We start from the raw sequence: 17,493 nt of genomic DNA on the forward strand, positions 1-17,493 counted from the left end.
CTCCTTACGATGGCGCGATGGCGGACGCTTTACTCGGCAATGACCTTGCCGCGGGCCTCGGGCAGATGAAATTCGTCAAAGAAGTCGTATTCACCGGGGCGAAGCGGGTGCACCACCACAAACGAATCCACCCCCGGTCCCATCACCTTTTCCTTGCGCAGGGAGCGACTCTCAAACTCCACCGGGGTATCGCCGGTGTTGTGCAGGCGGATCTTGAAGCGCTCGCCCGCCCGCACCCGCAGCTCCCGGGGAATCAGTTCACCGTTGTTGAGTTCCAGATCGTAGGCCGGCAGCCCGCCGGCCCGGGCCAATGGTGCCAATAGCGCGGCCATGGTGAGGACAATCAGTCGATTCATCGCCGTCGCGCCCTCAGTACCCGCCTTTCTTGCCGACTCCGGCGTAGACGAAGGTGTAGTCCACGCTGAAGGTGTCGAACCACTCGTCCACGCCGGTCTCGTTGTCAATGTGGCGCATCAGGCGCGGGGTGCGAATGGTGTAGGTCAGGTGATACTCGCCCGGACCATTCAGCCGCACGTTGTCGCCGTAGTGGGTGCCATCGCTGGCGATCATCGGCATGAAGCGGCCCTCAATGGCGGTGCCGCTGCCGGCCTTGGTCAGCACGTAATCGATTTCCAGGTAGGGGATCCAGGCACCGGGGGCAAAGCCGTTGGGGTTGTCTTCCAGGGCGTGGATGTCCGCCTCCAGATGAATGTCCGCCTCAGCCGCCGGCAGGCGGCCGGTCGGTTCCATCACCACCGGCTGCAGGTACACGGCGGCGATCTCCATGCCATGCTCCAGAGCGGGTTCACCGATGGGGTATTCCAGCGCCATCGCAGAGGATGACAGCAGCAACAGGGGGGCAAGCAGTAACGAAGGGCGGGGCATGGCGGCGTTCCTCGATCAGGTCTGTTGGAACGGCACTATAAACAAATGATAACGGTTATCGTTTGATCAATATCAACCTGCGGTCATTGATCCACCTCAGGACGGCTCAAGCCCCGGGGTCGATGGCCTGGCAGCCTGGTCCGCCGGCCGCCAGAGCGGGTAGGGAATGCCCGCCATCCGGTTGATCACCCAGGCCTGCACCAGCAGCAACAGCAATCCGGACATCAGGATCGGCAATTGGGCAGGGTGGGGCATCAATCCCAGTGACACGATCAGGGCGGTGGCACCGGCCGGCGGATGGGGTACCCGCAACACCACCATCAGGCAACTGGTGAGCCCCAACGACATCGCTGCGGCCCCTACCCGGGAAAGGTCGACGCCGGTGGCCATGGCTGACGACGCGTCCGCCAGCCCAAACAGGTACAGCGACACCAGGCCCATCAGGGCACCCAGCAGGTGACCACAGAAAGCATTGCGGGGCGACGCCGGAGCCGCCAGCGGGACGTGGAAAAGAATGAACGCGGTAGCGCCAAGGGATGGGAAGATAAAGGCTTCCTGGGTGGCCAGCGCCACCAGCGACACGAGTGCGATGCTGAGGCTGCCGTTCACCAGATTGAATCCCGCCTGCACCGTGCGTCGGCTGAATCGCTGTTCCAGCCGCTCCAGGTGCAGCACCCGCAACACCCCGCTGACCTGCTGCCAGCGCAGGCGTTCGTTGCCCGCCGCCATGCCCGTCTCCGTTGACGTCACCAAAGGGCCGGCGATGCTACGGCAGAATGTCCGGCCAGACCATGGCAGCGCCCGCCATCACTTGATATTCATCAACTGACGCCAAAACCCGGTCACAGAACACCGCTTTCAGTCGCGGACAGGGCTACAGCCGCAGGTAGGGCGCCAGGGTCAGCAACAGGATCATCGCCATGGCGAGACAGGCCGCCAGAGTGGTCACCGGCTTGTGGCGCAACCGCGCCCAGAAGCCACGTACCCGGCCGGCGTCCAGGCCCTGCTGGTAGGCCGCACGCTGGCGGCTCAATCGCTCGGCCTGATAGTCCTGCAACAATGCCCGTGCCCGCTCCGCCTCATCGGCGTCATGGACCCAGAAACCGCCCATGCTGATGCCCCAGCGGCTTGGCGGGGTCTCATAGTAGGCCACGCCATGCTGTTCGAACAGCGCGCGAATCTCATCCGCTTCATCGTCGGGCACATGGCGCAGGTTCATCAGGTGGTGTGGCATGGGTCTCCGGGGCGTGGTGGTTGCCCCGGGGTCGGGGCCATAGAGTTCTGGCGCTACGCCCATTATTCTAGTGCCAGTGCCCATTGCTTGAATAGCCGGCGCTTCCGGATCTTTGCCAAGGACCCTGCATGACCGAACACCCCCTGACCCGCCTGCTGGCGTTCGACGACCAGGTACGACGGGACCGCCGCCAGGCGCCGGCGTTTCTCCACCGCCGTGACCGCCGTTTTGGCCTGGATACCGAGGCCCGCGACGATGACACCCTGGTGAACCAGTGGCTGACGCACCTCCGCCGTTTCAGCCCGGGCAGTCAGCAGAACGCCGGCGGGCGTGACCGGCGCCTGCAGCGCTGGGACCGAATCGGCCTGGCCTTTATGGCCGCCGGTGTGCTGCTTGGCATTACCACCATGCTGGGTCTGCTGTACTACGACGGCAGTGGCCGCATCAACGTCACCGTGCTGCTGGCGTTCCTGGCGCTGCAGCTGCTGCTGGCGCTCGCCACCGCCGTGCAGTCGCTGCTGGGCTGGCGCCCCTGGGGCTGGCTGGTAAACCGCAGCGCCGGCGCCGACACCTCCGTGCTGCAACACCTTCACCCCCAGCTGTTGGCCCGGGCCGCCCAGGGTGGGGGGCTGGCCTTCACCCTCGCCGGCCTGGCAACCCTGCTGGTGCTGGTGGTGGTGCAGGATCTGGCGTTCGGCTGGAGCACCACCCTGGCCGCCGGCGCCGAAAGCTATCACCGGCTGGTGCAGACCCTGGCCATACCCTGGCAGGCACTGTGGCCGGCCGCGGTGCCAGACGCCAACCTGGTGGCCAGCACCCGCTTCTTCCGCGCCGCGCCGACAAGCGCCGTCACCGCCGTCCGCTGGGGCGACTGGTGGCCGTTTCTCACCATGGCCTGGCTGTGTTACGGCGTGCTGCCCCGGGCCCTGCTGAGATGGCTGGCCGGTTGGCACCTGCGTCACCAGGCCCGCCAACGGCTGTACCATCACCCGGGGCTCACCGCCCTGCGCTACCGCATGGAGACGCCGGTGCTTGAGACCGGCAACCCCGACGCCGATGCCAGCAGCGCGCCGTCCCTGGACACCCGCGGCGAGCTGCAGCCGTACCCGGACAGTCCGGTGGTGATCCGGTGGGCCGGCGCCGGTGGGGAGCAGCTGCCGCTGGACTTTGCCGATAACGGCCAGCGCCAGGTGTTCGAGGCTGGCGGTGGCGCCACCCTGGCGCAGGACCGGCTTGCCCTGCGCCAGGCGGCCGCGGTACTGGCGCTGGCCGAATTGCCATCGGCGATCGTGCTGACCCGGGCCTGGGAGCCGCCCACCGGGGAGCTTGAAGACTTCCTCAGCGAAGCCCGCGAGCAATGGCCGACGGACACCCTAGTGGCGCTGGTTCCCCTGGCCACAGACCCCAGCCGACCACCGGAACCCCAGCAACTGGCACAGTGGCTGCGCTTCAGCCAACGCCAGCATCAGGCCCGGCTGCAGGTCAGCCGCTACGATGCCCAGCCACCGGCCCGGGCCTGGAGCAACGGGGGTGCGACATGAGCCAGCCGCCACTGTTTGCCGTCGTCGGCCACCCCAACAAGGGCAAGTCCAGCGTCGTGGCGACCCTGTCCCAGAACGACGCCATCGCCATTGCCCTGGAGCCCGGCACCACCCGGGAGCACCATACCTACCCACTGAGCATTGACGGTGAGACGCTGTATACCCTGGTGGACACCCCCGGCTTCCAGCGCCCCCGCCAGGTGCTGGCCTGGCTGGAGGCCCACAGCCTGTCGGCCTCCGACCGGGCCGAAACGGTGGCGGCGTTTGTCCAGCAGCATCGCGACGATCCCCGTTTCCACGACGAGTGCGAACTGCTGACACCATTGATCAACGGAGCCGGCATTATCTACGTGGTGGACGGCTCGGTACCCTACAGCGCGGCCCATGAGAGCGAGATGACGATCCTGCGCTGGACCGGCCAGCCCAGCCTGGCGCTGATCAACAGCATCGGCACCGACGACCACAGCGACACCTGGCAGGCCGCCCTGGGCCAGTACTTCCAGGTGGTGCGCAAGTTCAACGCGGTGACCGCACCGTTCAACCAGCACCTCAGCCTGCTGAAGGCCTTCGGCCAGCTGGAGCCAGCCTGGGAATCGGTGCTCGAGCGGGCGGTGATGCACCTGTCGGAACAGCGCGCCCAGCGCCGCCATCAGGCCGCCCGGCTAATCGCCACAGCGCTGGAGGACATGATGGCCTGGCAGGAACGTCGCACCCTGACCACGGGCCAGCCCGCGGACGCCGATCGTGACGCCCTGGCCGGCCAGCTGCGACAGGCCTGGTATCGGCACCAGCGTCGCCGTGAACAAGCCCTGCGACTGGCCATTGAAGCGCTGTATCAGCATCACCGGGTACAGCGCCAGGAGGCCGAGCTGGAGTGGCACAGCGACCACGACCTGTTCAGCGAGGACAGCCGCCAGGCCTGGGGTGTCAGCCGTAAATACCTGGCCGGTGCCGGGTTTGGCGCTGGCGCCCTCGGTGGCGCAGGGCTGGACGCGGTCACCCTGGGCTCCTCCCTCGGCACCGGCGCCTTGATTGGCGGGCTGGTGGGGGCCGCCGGCAGCTACTTTTACGGCGACCGGCTGGCACTGCCGGTGATGCGCCTGGGGCCCCTGCGTGATGGCCTGCAGACCGCCCGCTTCGGGCCGGTACAGGACAGCCAGTTCGGCTACGTGGTACTGGGCCGGGCGGTCGACCACTGGTGGCACATCAGCTGTCGCAACCACGCTGGCCGCGATACTCTGGACCTGGCACCCGCCGACAGCCACTGGCTGGAAACCCTTGCCCCGGAGCATCGTCAGCAGATCCACAAGGCCCTGCAGCGCTGCCGCAAACAGAAGCCGCTGGGCAGTGACCAGCGCCACCGGCTGGCGCTCGCGGTGGAAGCCGCACTTGAGGCATACAGCCGCTGGCGGTTGAATCCGGGTTGAGAGGGATGTTTATACTGTAAGGCTATTCCATCACCCAATGAGGAATGCTATGAAAATTGTACGTGTACAGGACATCATCGGCACCGAACGCGAAGTGGAAGGTCCAGGCTGGACCAGCCGTCGGCTGCTGCTGAAGAAAGACGGCATGGGCTTCTCGTTCCACGAGACCATCATTCCCGCTGGTGCCGAACTGAACCTGTGGTACAAGAACCACCTGGAAGCGGTGTACTGCGTGGCCGGCAACGGCACCATCACCGACCTGGCCACCAACGAGACCCACGAGATCACCGACGGCACGCTCTACGCCCTCGACAACCACGACCGCCACATCCTGCGCGGCGGCACCGAGGACATGCGCCTGATCTGCTCGTTCAACCCGCCGGTCACCGGTCGCGAGACCCACGACGAAGACGGTTCCTACAACCTGTCGGAGTAATCCGCCCCTCCGGGAACCCCTGTAATGCTCAAGGAGCACACCCCTGCCAGCACCGCCCACCTGGTGCTGGTCGGTCTGCTGTTGTGGCTGGCCGGCCTGTACCTGCGGATACCGGTGCTGGTGGCGCCCGCGCTGGCGCCGGACATCGCCGCTGAGCTGGCGCTGTCCCAGGCCCTGACCGGCGCCCTCACCACGCTGCCCATCCTGATGCTGGCCATTGGCGCCATGCCGGGTTCGCTGGCGATCTCCCGCCTTGGCCCCCGCCATACCCTGGCCCTGGCGATGCTGGTGATGGTGCTCGGCTCGGCGGGCCGGGCGCTGGTACCGGACGCCACCGCTCTGATGGCGGCCAGTGCGGTCATGGGCCTGGGAGTGGCGATGATGCAACCGGCGCTGCCAGCTCTGTTGCCACGCTGGCTGGCCCCGCACCACCTTGCCATGGGCACCGCCATCTACATGAACGGCATGCTGATGGGGGAGTTCATTGGCGCCGGCATTACCCGGCCGTTGATCCTGCCAATGGTGGAACACAGCTGGCGCCAGGCGCTGCTGGTGTGGTCACTGCCGGCCCTGCTGGTCACCGCCGCACTGTACCTGCCCCGCCGCGACAGCGCCCGCCCAGCCCGACGACCAGCCTGGCTGCCGGACTGGCGCAACCCGCTGACCCTCAAACTGGGCCTGCTGCTGGGGCTTTCCGGTTCGCTGTTCTTCGGCTTCAATGCCTACCTCGGCAACCTGCTGGAACAGCGGGGTGAGCTGGAACGGCTCTCCGACGCCCTGTTCTGGTACAACCTGGCCCAGGTGTTCGCCTCGCTGATCATGCTGAAAATGGCACGACGCTGGGTCGGCAACCGTACCGTGATCCTGGTGATGGCGCTGGGAGCCATCGCGGGCGCCCTGGGCAGCGTGCTGACCGACGGCACCCTGGCGATCGCCAGCGCCACCTTCATGAGCCTCACCGCGGGCATCCTGCTGATCCTGCTGGTGGCGCTGCCGCCACTGCTGGTGAGTGCCGCGGACACCGGGCGGCTGTCCGCCGGCAATTTTCTGGTGGGCTATACCATCGCCTTCGGCGTACCTACCCTGGGTGGTCTGATCGCTGACGCCACCGGGGATGTCCGTCACGCCATCTTCACCATGGTCGCCTACGCTGTGGCGGTATTGCCGCTGGCGCTGACGCTGGACCTGAGACGGGCCCGCTCACCCGCTCCCCAAACCCATTAACCGTTGGACACCCTGACTATGCGCCAGCTTCTTCGTCTGTCCCTCACCGCCCTGTGTCTGCTGCTGGTACTGGGCTGCTCCGAACACCCCAGCCAGGCCAGCGAACGCCAGGCCCTGCCGGCACCGACCAGTGACACGGTGAGTTTCAGCGACGACGTGCAGCCCATTCTCGCTGGCAAATGCCTGGCCTGCCACGGCTGCTTCGACGCCCCTTGCCAGCTCAAGCTGGAAACTGCGGAAGGCCTGGTGCGCGGCGCCCACCCCAGCCCGGTGTACGACGGCGGCCGGCTGGAAACCGCAGCCACCACCCGGCTCGGCTTCGATGCCAGCAGCGAGGCCCAGTGGCGGGAACTTGGCTTCTACTCGGTGCTGGCAAAGAACGGCGGGGAACAGAGCCTGTTCGAGCGCATGATCCGGCTCGGCAAGCAGTACGACTTCGCCCCCAACAGCAAGCTGCCAGATGACATCGCCCTGGGGCTGGCACGCAGCAACCAATGCGTCAGCAATGACGAGTTTGCCGACTACGCCGAGGACCATCCGCTGGAAGGCATGCCACTGGCGGTGACCGGGCTGACCGATGACGAGTACGCCACCCTCACCGGCTGGCTCCGCCAGGGCGCCCCCGTCACCCTGGAACAGGTCACCCCGGGCCCGGCCGAGCAGGCGCTGATCCACCGCTGGGAATCCCTGCTGAACCAACGCGATGACCGCCATCGCCTGGTGGCTCGCTGGCTGTACGAGCACCTGTACCTGGCGCACCTGTATTTCCCGGAACTGGAGGGCGACGCCCGCTTCTTCCAGCTGGTGCGTTCCTACACGGCGCCGGGCGACCCCGTTGACCCGGTGGCCACCCGGCGCCCCAACGACGGTGTAGACGCACCGTTCTACTACCGCCTGAGACCGGTGACCGGCAGCATCCTGCACAAACGCCACATCACCCTGCCGGTAGGCGAAGCCACCCTGGCGCGGGTCCACAAGCTGTTTTTCGAGCCGGACTGGTCGGTGCACCGGCTGCCCGGCTACGGCGCCACCGAACGGGCCAACCCGTTTCTGACGTTCTCCGCGATTCCGGCCCGGGCCCGCTACCAGTTCATGCTCGACAACGCCGAGTACTTTGTCCGCACCTTCATCCGCGGACCGGTGTGCCGTGGCCAGATCGCCACCGACGTAATCCGCGACCGCTTCTGGGCGATCTTCCAGGACCCGGACAAGGATCTCTACATCACCGACGCCGCCTACCGCCGCAAGGCGACCCCGCTACTCAGCCTGCCCGGCCAGGACTCCGCCCTGCTGGATCTGGGGGACAATTGGCTGGGCTACCAGGAAATGCGCAATCGCTACACCGCCCTGCGCGAAGCCGCCTATCGCGAGTACCAGCCCGACGGCGCGCGGCTTGCGGATATCTGGGATGGCGACGGCCACAACGACAACGCCCTGCTTACCATCTTCCGTCACCACACCAGTGCCTCGGTGCAACGGGGGCTGATCGGCCAGGTCCCGCTCACCACCTGGTGGATGGATTACCCGCTGTTTGAGCGCACCTACTATGAGCTGGTGGTGAACTTTGACGTCTTTGGCAACGTTGCCCACCAGGCCCAGACCCGGCTCTATTTCGACCTGATCCGCAACGGCGCGGAGCACAGCTTCCTGCGACTGCTGCCGGCAGACGCACGCCAGTCGGTACTGGATCACTGGTACCAGGGCAGCGGTCAGCTCAAGTTCGGCATCAGCTATCACGAGGTCGATACCGACACCCCGAGCGGCGTGACCTTCGCCACCGATGCCCCCCGCCAGGAGCTGGGCCTGCGATTGCTGCAACGCTTTGCCGACATCAATGCCGAACACCAGGACCGCCTCAACCGCTGCGCCGGTCGCAATTGCCGGCGTCCCGACCAGCCGGGCTGGGTGCACCCGGTGGACCGACAGCTCAAGACCCTCGCCAACGTCCCGGCTGAACGCCTGGCCGCCATCGATGGCCTGCCGGATGTGACCTTCCTGCGGGTCCACAACGACGATGGCGAGCGCACGGTGTACAGCCTGATCCGCGACCGCGCCCACAGCAACGTGGCCTTCATGATGGGGGAATCGCTGCGCTACCAGCCGGAACAGGACCGCCTCACCCTCTACCCGGGCATCATCGGCAGCTACCCCAATTTTGTCTTTGACCTGCCGGCCTCACAGGTGGCGGAGTTCACCCGCCGGATGCAGGCCGTAGCGACGCCGGAGGATCTGACCCGGGTGGTGGATACCTGGGGCGTGCGCCGCACCCATCCACGGTTCTGGCAGATCCTCCATGACATCACCGCCTGGCACCGAGGCCAGCGACCGCTGGAAGCGGGCATTTTTGACATCAACCGTTATGTCAATCTGTAGGGCTGCTGCGGGATACCGCCTGTAGTGAAGGCGTGGTGATGTTGTGGCAAAGCTGTAACGAAATGTAAGATCCGGCGGCCCGGGCTTTTCCGCCCTGACCGCTGGTGATAATGTGATCAGCAGTGGCCCGATATGACGGGCTGAACCCTGACCAGTTGAACCCATGAGGTCGCTATGGACGTCTCTTCCATTGCCAGTTACGCCAGCCTTCAGAGCCAGGGACAGGTCCGTGAGCAGGTACAGCTCAGTGTATTGAAAACCGCCCAGGACATGGCCTCCCAGGGCGCCATGCAGTTGCTGGACAGCGTCGCCCAGACTGCGCCGGTATCCACCGCCAGCTCCAACCCCAACGTCGGCAACAACATCGACGTTCGCGCCTGATTCCGCTCAACGCCCCTGTTTCTTGGTGCCCTGCTTCGCTTCCGCGGTGAGCGGGTCTTCCGGCCAGGGGTGCTTGGGATAACGCCCGCGCATGTCCTTGCGCACCTCCACATAGCCATTACGCCAGAAACTGGCCAGATCACTGGTCACCGCCAGTGGTCGCCGGGCCGGTGACAGCAGGTGGATCACCACCGGCACCTCGCCCCGGGCCACCGTCGGGGTGGTGGTCCAGCCAAACAGCGCCTGCAGTTTCGCCGCCAGCACCGGGCCGTGGTCGGTGGTGTAGTCGAGGGTGACGTTCTGGCCGGTGGGAATGCTCAGCGCAGCCGGCGCCAGTTCCGCCAACTGCTGTTGCCGGGGATAGTCCAGCAGGCTCAGCAGCGCCGGCACCAGGGCCACCTGCTGGAGCTGGCCCCAGCTTTTCACCCCCACCAGGAACGGCGCCAGCCAGGTGTCCAGAGCGTCCAGCAGCGAGGTATCATCCATCGCCGGCCACTCGTCCGGCCACCGCGAATGCAGCAACCGGAGCCGGGCCCGCAGCTGACGGGCGTTGTCGTTCCACGGCAGGCTGGCCAGACCTTTCTCCCGCACCGCCGCCAGCAACCCCGCCACCACCTGCTCCGGCGACGGATCGGGCAGGGCGGTTTCCGCCAGTACCAGGCGTCCCAACCGGGTCTGGCGACGGGCAACCACCCGGCCGCGGTGGTCGTCCCAGATCGCCTCTTCAACGGTGGTCATGTGGTCGGCCAGATCCCGCTCCAGATCCGCCGGGTCCAGCGCCGCGGCCAGGTAGATGGTCGCCTCCCGCGCCTGGCCGTCCAGCTCGGCCGCCACCAGCCAGTCTTCCCGCGCCAGGGCATCGTCCGGCCGCAACGCCGCCCCGCGGCCGTTGCTGAGCTGGTAACGTGGCGACGTTCCGGGGCGGCGACGGGCCACCCGATCCGGGTAGGCCTGGGCCAGCAACCGTCCCAGGTCCGCGGCACTGGCACCGCTGTCCGGCTCCGGAGCCCATCGCGCTGCCACCCGTTTCAGGGCCTGCAGACGCTGGCCATCCACCCGGCTGTCCCGACGCTCCCCACGCAGCAGCTGCCAGCGGCTGTGCAGATCGGCGCCGGCGCCCGGTCCCAGCAGGTCCCGGTCTTCCAGCAGTGCTGCCAGCTCGGCGGCGGTTCGGGCCAGCCCCCAGTCCCGGCCCCGCAGCATCATGTGCGCCAACCGGGGATGCGCCCCCAGTTGCCGCGCCGCCTTGCCCTGTTCGGTGATCGCGCCGTCGGCCGCCAGCAGGTCCAGCCACTGCAACAGCGACACCGCTTGCTGCCAGTGGGCCCGGGGCGGGGCATCCACCCAGGTCAGGTCATCCGGGCTGCGGGCGCCCCACTGCGCCAGTTCCAGGACCAGCGGGGCCAGGTCGGCCTGCTGGATCTCCGGCGGGGTAAAGTCGGCCAGACCAAACTGGTCGGACTCACTCCACAGTCGGTAACACACCCCGGGCTCCACCCGCCCGGCACGGCCCTTGCGCTGCTCCGCCGACGCCCTGGACACCCGCCCGGTGACCAGTCGAGTCATGCCGCTGTTGGCATCAAAGCGGGCCTGGCGCTGCTGGCCGGCGTCCACCACCACCCGAATGCCCTCGATGGTCAGGCTGGTCTCAGCGATGGCGGTGGCCAGCACAATTTTGCGTTCACCCGCTCCCGCCGGTGCGATGGCGCGGTCCTGATCGTCATTGCGAAGGTTGCCGTACAGCGGTGCCACATGGACACCCGCCGGCAGGTGACCCGCCAAAGCCTGGGCAACCCGGCGAATTTCGCCAGCCCCGGGCAGGAACACCAGCAATGATCCCGACTGGTCCGCCAGAGCCTCCTGAATGACCGCCACCACATGATCCAGCAGCCGTCCCTGACGGGGCAGGGGGCGATAGATCTCAGTAACCGGAAACGCCCGGCCGGCGCTGGTAAGTACCGGTACATCCCCCAGCACCCGGGCAATGGGCGCGGTATCCAGGGTGGCGGACATCACCAGCAACCGCAGATCCTCCCGCAGCGCCTGTTGCGATTCCCGCACCAGCGCCAGCCCCAGATCCGCCTGCAGCGAGCGTTCGTGGAACTCGTCAAACAGCACCGCAGCGTAATCCTCCAGCGCCGGGTCGTTCTGAATCAGCCGGGTGAGGATGCCTTCGGTCACCACCTCGATACGGGTCTGCGCCGACACCCGGGTGTCCAGTCGGGTGCGGTAACCCACGGTCTCGCCCGCCCGTTGCCCCAACTGGCTGGCCATGAACCGCGCCGCGGAACGGGCCGCCAGACGCCGAGGTTCCAGCATCAGGATCTTGCCGTCTCCCCGCCAGTCCGCCGCCAGCAGCGCCAGCGGCACCCGCGTGGTCTTACCGGCCCCGGGCGGCGCCTGTAACAGCGCCGTTGTATGCTCGTCGAGGGTGGCCAGCAGGTCGGGGAGCAGGTTGTCGATGGGGAGCATGGTTGGGGGTATCCGGGTTGATGCGGGGTATGAATTCTAGCGGGAGAAAGCAGGGACTGTCAGGACGGCGGCCACTCTGACCATACCCCCGTTTGATTAGTGTCCGTGCCACGCCTCAGGCTTCGGCACCAGCGCACTGAACACCAGGCCCCAGGCGAGGGCGGCGACGCCGATCCAGAAGGCGGTGTCGAGGGTGCCGCCGAGGTTGAGCCATTGCTTGGTCAGCCAGGGGCCCACCATCTGGGTGAAACCGTAGAGCGCGACCAGGGCGGCGGAGAGGCGGGGGCCCTGATGGGGGTGGAGGGCACGGCCGATGCGTTGGGTCAGCAGGACCGTGCCGACGAAAGTGATGCCCACCAGCAGAGCACACAGCACCAGACCCACCGGACCTGGCCACAGCACCGCTGCCAGAACACCCAGCAGCTGGATCAGGTAATTGGCCCGCAGAGCCGGCAGATCCCCGAGACGGCTACCCAGGTGGTTCCACAGGAAGGCGGCAGGCAGGGTCGCAAGAGCCACTAACAACCAGCTGCCATCGAGCAGCCAGTGCTCCGGTGGCAGCTGGCGCTGGGCCACCAGTGGCAGGAAGGTCATCGGCAGGATGTACCCCAGTCCGGCACCCGCGTAGGACAGGAACAGCGGCACGCTGGCTCGATCCAGTAACGGTCCATGGTCCGCACCGTGGCCAGAGCTCTCAGGCCGGGAGGGCACCTCGAGTTTCAGCAGTCGCGCCGTTCCCCACCAAGCCAGTGGGATCGAGAGAATGGCCGCAGGCCACCAGCGGGCGGCACCGCTCAGCCAGTCCGCACTCAGGCTCACCAGGGCGCTGGACAGCAGCAAGCCCAACCCCACCCCCAGATAAACCAGGCCACTGGCGCTGGCGCGGTTGCGGCGGACCAGCCATTCCAGAATCAGCGCCGGCGCCTGCACAAATACCACACCGTTGGCTACGCCGTTAAGCCAGCGGGAGGCGGCGATTGTGGCTTCGCTGTCCAACTGGGTCTGGAGCAGCGTGGTGAGTACGTGCACCGCCAGCGACAGCGGCAACAGCAGGCGGATGTGGTCAATGCGGTGCCAGCGAATGGCCAGCAACGCCCCCATCAGATAGCCGAGGTAGTTCCAGGTGGCGATGCTGGCGCCCTGTTGCAGATCCAGCTGGCCATCGGCGACCAGATAAGGCAGCAGCGGGGTGTAGATAAAGCGCCCGAGGGAGTGCACCACAACCAGCAGAACGGCGCCAGCGGCAAGGACCGAGAACAGCTCACGGGGCGTGGTACAACTGGGTTGGGATACCGACATTCAAGACACCACGGCAGACAGCTAAGAAGAAGAGCAACCTTTCCCTGAAAAGACCCGGATCAACCCGCCCGGGGATGATTGCGACGGGTCCACTCATAGATTTTCTGATAGGCCTCTGCCAGGTCTTTGGGCGTATGCGGGGGCTGGATAACCGCGGTCATCTCGCCCTCGGGGTTGATCAGCGCAATGTGAGCACTGTGATCCACCAGTTGCACACCCTTGTCCTCACGATGGACAAACACCGCGTTGAGGCTCTTGGCCAGATCCCGCAGCACCGAAAGGTCGCCGGTAAGGCCGTGAAAGTCGTCGCCGAAAAAGTTGAGGTACTCGGTGAGCCGGTCCGGGGTATCCCGCTCCGGGTCGGCAGAGATCAGCAGGTAATCCGGCTGCGGCAGGGTATCCGGCATCAGACCGTCAGCCTGGCGCAGGGTGGACAGGGTGGCGGGGCAGACGTCGGGACAGAAGGTGTAGCCCACAAAGGCGAAGGTCCAGCGTCCCTTGAGGGCCTCCTGGCTGACCGTTTCACCGGCCTCATTGAGCAGCTGAAACGACGGCAGTGCACGGCCCTGCTCGTACACAAAGGTATTAAGCTCGCTCAGTTCCGGCGCTGGTGCGGTATTGGCGGTTTCCGCCTGGAACACCTGCCGGCCCACCACTAGGCCAAACACCAGAACCACCACCATCACCAGGATGATGACCGTATTGCGTACCGTGCGATCCATCTCTGTCTCCCGAAGCTTTCAACACCGCGATCAGCGCCAACGTGATCAGAACCGTGCGAAATGGTCGACCAGCAAGACCACGAACAGTGCCATCAGGTAGGTGATGGAATACTTGAAGGTGGCCAGGGCGACCCGGCGGTCATCACCGCGCAGCAGTCGAATGGCATAGTGCAGGAATCTCAGCCCCAGAACCAGTGCCCCGACCAGATAGAGGGTGCCCGACAACCCGGTCACGAACGGTAGCAGACTGGCCGCCAGCAGCATCAGGGTGTACAGCAGGATGTGCAGTTCGGTGTAGCGGTTGCCATGGGTCACCGGCAGCATGGGGATACCGGCCTTGGCGTATTCTTCCTTGCGATGGATCGCCAGTGCCCAGAAATGCGGTGGCGTCCAGGCGAAGATGATCAGCACCAGCAGCAGCGCATGGCCGTCCACCTGGCCGGTGACCGCCGTCCAGCCCAGCAGCGGCGGCATGGCCCCGGCCAGTCCGCCGATAACGATGTTCTGGGGCGTGGCCCGCTTCAGAAACAGGGTATACACCCCGGCGTAACCCACCAGCGACGCCAGGGTCAGCCAGGCTGTCAGCAGGTTGACCTGCCACACCAGCACCACCATGCCGGCCAGGGCCAGTGTCAGCGCGAACAGCAGGGCATCCAGTGGCGCCAGCCGCCCGGTGGCCACCGGACGTTTGCGGGTCCGCGCCATCACCGTATCCACCTTCTGGTCCACCACATGGTTGACCACCGCCGCCGCCCCCGCCAACAGCGCAATGCCCAGGTTGCCGAACAACAACGCCCGCCAGGACGGCAGGCCCGGTTCCGCCAGCAACATGCCGATGACCGCAGTGAGGATCATCAGCGCCACCACCCGTGGCTTGGTCAGTTCCAGGAAATCACGCCAGGACACCGGTTGGCGCCCGGCCTGGAGAGTCAGTGCTTTTGCCGGTTCAGTCATACGGTTGCCTCCTGGTTAAAGGGCGATGGCGCGACAGTGGCGGGCTGTGGCGAAGCCGGCCGGGTTCGCCACAACAGGTGGATGATGGCAATCAGCAGCGCCGCCCCCATGGCGTTGTGGGCGACGGCAATGGCCAGGGGCAGGTGCAACGCCACGTTGAGGAGCCCGAGGCCGATCTGTGCCAGCAGGGTCACGGCGACCAGGCCCAGGGCCTGACGCTGACGCCGCCGGGGACAGGCCGGCCATACCTTCAGCAGCAACAGGGACCAGTACACCAGCACCACCAGGGCGCCGAGGCGATGGCTGAAGTGGATCGCCACCCGGCCATCCGCGGTGAGCTGGCCACCCAGATAGTTCGGCCCGACCTGCTGGGTGATGTCGAAGCCATGGCGAAAGTCCATCGCCGGCCACCACTGGCCCTGGCAGGTAGGCAGATCCGGACAGGCGACCGCGGCGTAGTTGGCGGCGGTCCAGGCGCCCAGGGCGATCTGGCCGATCACCAGCAGCAACCCGCCAAACAGCCAGCCCCGCCATCGTCCCAGTTGTGGCGCTGGCGGCTCCCAGCGGGCCAGCAGACGAATGCTGAGCAGGGCCAGTAACGACAGGGTAGTGAAGCCCCCCAGAAGGTGCAGGGCCACCACCTGGGGCCAGAGCTTGAGGGTCACGGTCCACATGCCAAAGGCGCCCTGCAGCAGGATGAAACCGGCCAGGAACAACGGCAGCTTCCAGGGCAGACCGTGGCGCCGGTGGCAGAATGCGAACCCCGCCAGGCCGAAAACCACCAACCCCAGGATCGCGGCCGCGTAGCGATGGATCATTTCCGGCCAGCCCTTGCTGGCATCCACCGGGGCATGGGGGAAACGGGCCTCAGCAAGGGCAATCTGCTCGGCGCCCTGGGGCACGGTGAGGAACCCGTAGCAGCCGGGCCAGTCGGGACAGCCCAGGCCGGCATCCACCAGCCGGGTCCAGGCCCCGAGCATCACCACCACCGCGGCGAGCACCGTTGCCGCCAGGGCCACCCGGCCCATGCCCCGTTGCCAGGACGTATGTTCAGGCGTTTTGGTCATGGCGGCTTATCCGATCTGGGAGAGTTTCAGCAGATGCTTGATGTCCTTGAGCATGTCCTTGCCGCTGTGGCGCTCGTCGTAGCGCATCAGCACATTGCCCAGCGGGTCCACCAGCAGCACCGCCGGTGCCTGCCCGGGGCGCACGCCTTCTGGCCACTGCGGGCGGGCATCGGGCGCCAGGCTCAGCCGTTCCATGGCGCGGTATTGCTGCTCCCAGGTAGCACTCAGCTCAGCTCCGATCTGGCCAACATAGGCCGCCCGCGCCACCCGGTTGGCGTTCTTGCCCAGGGCAACAGGCACCTGCCGGGCCAGGTAGAGCAACTGCTCGCAGGCCCCATCGCAGTCTTCGGCCACCACCATCAGCAGCCACTGCCCCTCCGTATCAGAAAGGCCAAACCGTTCAGCCAGAGGCTCACCGCCGACACCACGCAGCTGCAACTGGTCGACCGGCACCACGGGCTGAACCAGCACGCCCTGATTGCTGTGGCCAGTGGGGTTGAGCCAGCCGGTGTAGAACATCACCGTGGCGAGGATCATCGGGCCGAAGCCCACGGTGAACAGCAGCAGTGCCATGCGCCGACCCCGGCGCACCTGAGCCGGCGTCGGGTGTTGTGGGGTCTGGGAGGCGGGTTGGTTCATGGATTCAGCCGTTGTCGTTGTCATTGTTGGCTCCCTTCGTTGTTATCGGGGTTCCTTTTTGATCATAGGCTGGTGGCCGGCGGTAGCTGGCGAAGACGGTCAGTACCACCAGCACCGCCGCCATCAAAAACCACTGGGTGGCATAGCCGTAGTGAGTCTGTGGGCCCATCCGATCCGGCACCCAGTCGGCACGGAAGGCCCCGGGCTGAAGCGGGCTCTCCAGTCGCACAATGCGGTTGGCAACCCCAGGTGCCAGCACCGCCACGTCGGCTGGCGCCAGGGTCTGAACCCGTCGGGGCCAACCGCTTTGCGGCCCCGGGGGCGTCTGTGCCAGCACCGGCGGCTGGGGAAAGTCGGCCACCCGGCCCGCCACCCGCAGCTCGCCCTGGGGTGTGGGGAACACCGGCAGGTTCTGTCGACGTGCCGGCGCCCGCACCCAGCCCCGGTTGACCACCACCGGAGGCCCGGCCACGGGATGGAACAGGGTCATCACTTCGTAACCGGCCACGCCGTCGCGGGTTCGGTTGTCCAGCAGCCAGCTGTGGTCGCCATAGCGGCCACTCAGCACCACCGGTTGCCCGGACTGTGGCTGCTGTTGCCACAGCACCGACCAGTCCAGTTGCTCTGCCTGGCGTCGCCACAGCTCCAGCTGCCGGGTCTTCTCGCTGGCCCGGTCCAGCTGCCAGATCCCGAGGCCGAGCAACAACGGCAGCATCAGGCCGCTGAACAGCAGCAGTCGCAGATTCGGTTGCCATACCCGCACCGCCGCCGGGGTCCCGATCATGCTTTGCTATAGTGGAGACTGACCCTGCCAGCCACCAACCGATTGCCGGGAGCAC

General features: G+C 66.5%; 17 protein-coding genes. 6 read left to right on the forward strand and 11 right to left on the reverse strand.

All coding sequences use genetic code 11. From position 1 onward, the window contains the following. Window positions 1-29: 29 nt before the first annotated feature. The 4 genes from J2887_RS20395 to J2887_RS20410 form a co-directional block, all read right to left on the reverse strand. Complete coding sequence (locus J2887_RS20395) at window positions 30-356, reverse strand: cupredoxin domain-containing protein (RefSeq protein WP_227172958.1); 327 nt, start codon at window positions 354-356, stop codon at window positions 30-32. A 13-nt stretch (window positions 357-369) separates the two neighbouring features. Next, window positions 370-885: an iron transporter gene (locus J2887_RS20400; protein ID WP_227172959.1), complete on the reverse strand. Its 516-nt coding sequence runs from the start codon at window positions 883-885 to the stop codon at window positions 370-372. 96 nt (window positions 886-981) lie between these two features. Beyond that, entirely contained in the window at window positions 982-1,614 is a 633-nt protein-coding gene (locus J2887_RS20405) for an HPP family protein (RefSeq protein ID WP_227172960.1), read from the reverse strand. A gap of 145 nt (window positions 1,615-1,759) precedes the next feature. Next, window positions 1,760-2,119 carry a DUF6164 family protein gene (locus J2887_RS20410; RefSeq protein ID WP_227172961.1) on the reverse strand — a complete coding sequence of 120 codons (360 nt, stop codon included), beginning with the start codon at window positions 2,117-2,119 and terminating at the stop codon, window positions 1,760-1,762. Between the two features lie 128 nt (window positions 2,120-2,247). Here J2887_RS20410 and J2887_RS20415 point away from each other — a divergent pair, with 128 nt between their 5' ends. The 6 genes from J2887_RS20415 (at window position 2,248) to J2887_RS20440 (ending at window position 9,501) form a co-directional block, all read left to right on the forward strand. Further along, window positions 2,248-3,660 (forward strand): DUF2868 domain-containing protein, encoded by a 1,413-nt coding sequence (locus J2887_RS20415; RefSeq protein ID WP_227172962.1) that lies wholly within the window; start codon window positions 2,248-2,250, stop codon window positions 3,658-3,660. Then, entirely contained in the window at window positions 3,657-5,087 is a 1,431-nt protein-coding gene (locus J2887_RS20420) for a GTPase/DUF3482 domain-containing protein (protein ID WP_227172963.1), read from the forward strand. Before J2887_RS20415 ends, J2887_RS20420 begins: the two co-directional genes overlap by 4 nt. A 49-nt stretch (window positions 5,088-5,136) precedes the next feature. Continuing rightward, a complete protein-coding gene (locus tag J2887_RS20425) occupies window positions 5,137-5,523 on the forward strand; it encodes an ectoine synthase (RefSeq protein ID WP_227172964.1) in 387 nt (128 codons plus the stop codon). Between the two features lie 24 nt (window positions 5,524-5,547). After that, window positions 5,548-6,747 carry a CynX/NimT family MFS transporter gene (locus J2887_RS20430; RefSeq protein ID WP_227172965.1) on the forward strand — a complete coding sequence of 400 codons (1,200 nt, stop codon included), beginning with the start codon at window positions 5,548-5,550 and terminating at the stop codon, window positions 6,745-6,747. Window positions 6,748-6,765: 18 nt separating this feature from the next. Beyond that, window positions 6,766-9,120 (forward strand): fatty acid cis/trans isomerase, encoded by a 2,355-nt coding sequence (locus J2887_RS20435; RefSeq protein ID WP_227172966.1) that lies wholly within the window; start codon window positions 6,766-6,768, stop codon window positions 9,118-9,120. Between the two features lie 174 nt (window positions 9,121-9,294). Beyond that, entirely contained in the window at window positions 9,295-9,501 is a 207-nt protein-coding gene (locus J2887_RS20440) for a YjfB family protein (RefSeq protein ID WP_227172967.1), read from the forward strand. A gap of 6 nt (window positions 9,502-9,507) precedes the next feature. Here J2887_RS20440 and hrpB read toward each other — a convergent pair whose 3' ends face one another. From hrpB to J2887_RS20475, 7 genes are all read right to left on the reverse strand, one after another. Continuing rightward, the gene (gene hrpB, locus J2887_RS20445) at window positions 9,508-11,973 is read right to left on the reverse strand and encodes an ATP-dependent helicase HrpB (protein WP_227172968.1); all 2,466 of its coding nucleotides are present in this window, start codon (window positions 11,971-11,973) and stop codon (window positions 9,508-9,510) included. A 96-nt stretch (window positions 11,974-12,069) separates the two neighbouring features. Further along, window positions 12,070-13,272 carry a YbfB/YjiJ family MFS transporter gene (locus J2887_RS20450; protein ID WP_227172969.1) on the reverse strand — a complete coding sequence of 401 codons (1,203 nt, stop codon included), beginning with the start codon at window positions 13,270-13,272 and terminating at the stop codon, window positions 12,070-12,072. Window positions 13,273-13,331: 59 nt separating this feature from the next. After that, window positions 13,332-13,994: an SCO family protein gene (locus tag J2887_RS20455; protein WP_227172970.1), complete on the reverse strand. Its 663-nt coding sequence runs from the start codon at window positions 13,992-13,994 to the stop codon at window positions 13,332-13,334. A gap of 45 nt (window positions 13,995-14,039) precedes the next feature. Then, window positions 14,040-14,948 (reverse strand): heme o synthase, encoded by a 909-nt coding sequence (gene cyoE, locus J2887_RS20460; protein ID WP_227172971.1) that lies wholly within the window; start codon window positions 14,946-14,948, stop codon window positions 14,040-14,042. After that, window positions 14,945-16,015, reverse strand: a complete 1,071-nt coding sequence (locus tag J2887_RS20465; protein WP_227172972.1) for a COX15/CtaA family protein — start codon at window positions 16,013-16,015, stop codon at window positions 14,945-14,947. Before J2887_RS20465 ends, cyoE begins: the two co-directional genes overlap by 4 nt. Before the next feature lie 6 nt (window positions 16,016-16,021). Next, a complete protein-coding gene (locus tag J2887_RS20470; protein WP_227172973.1) occupies window positions 16,022-16,678 on the reverse strand; it encodes a hypothetical protein in 657 nt (218 codons plus the stop codon). Then, entirely contained in the window at window positions 16,659-17,438 is a 780-nt protein-coding gene (locus tag J2887_RS20475; protein WP_227172974.1) for an SURF1 family protein, read from the reverse strand. The genes J2887_RS20470 and J2887_RS20475 overlap by 20 nt, the downstream gene beginning before the upstream one ends. Window positions 17,439-17,493: the final 55 nt, after the last annotated feature.

It is taken from the genome of Marinobacter sp. CA1, from assembly GCF_020546665.1.
Lineage (GTDB): Bacteria > Pseudomonadota > Gammaproteobacteria > Pseudomonadales > Oleiphilaceae > Marinobacter > Marinobacter xestospongiae.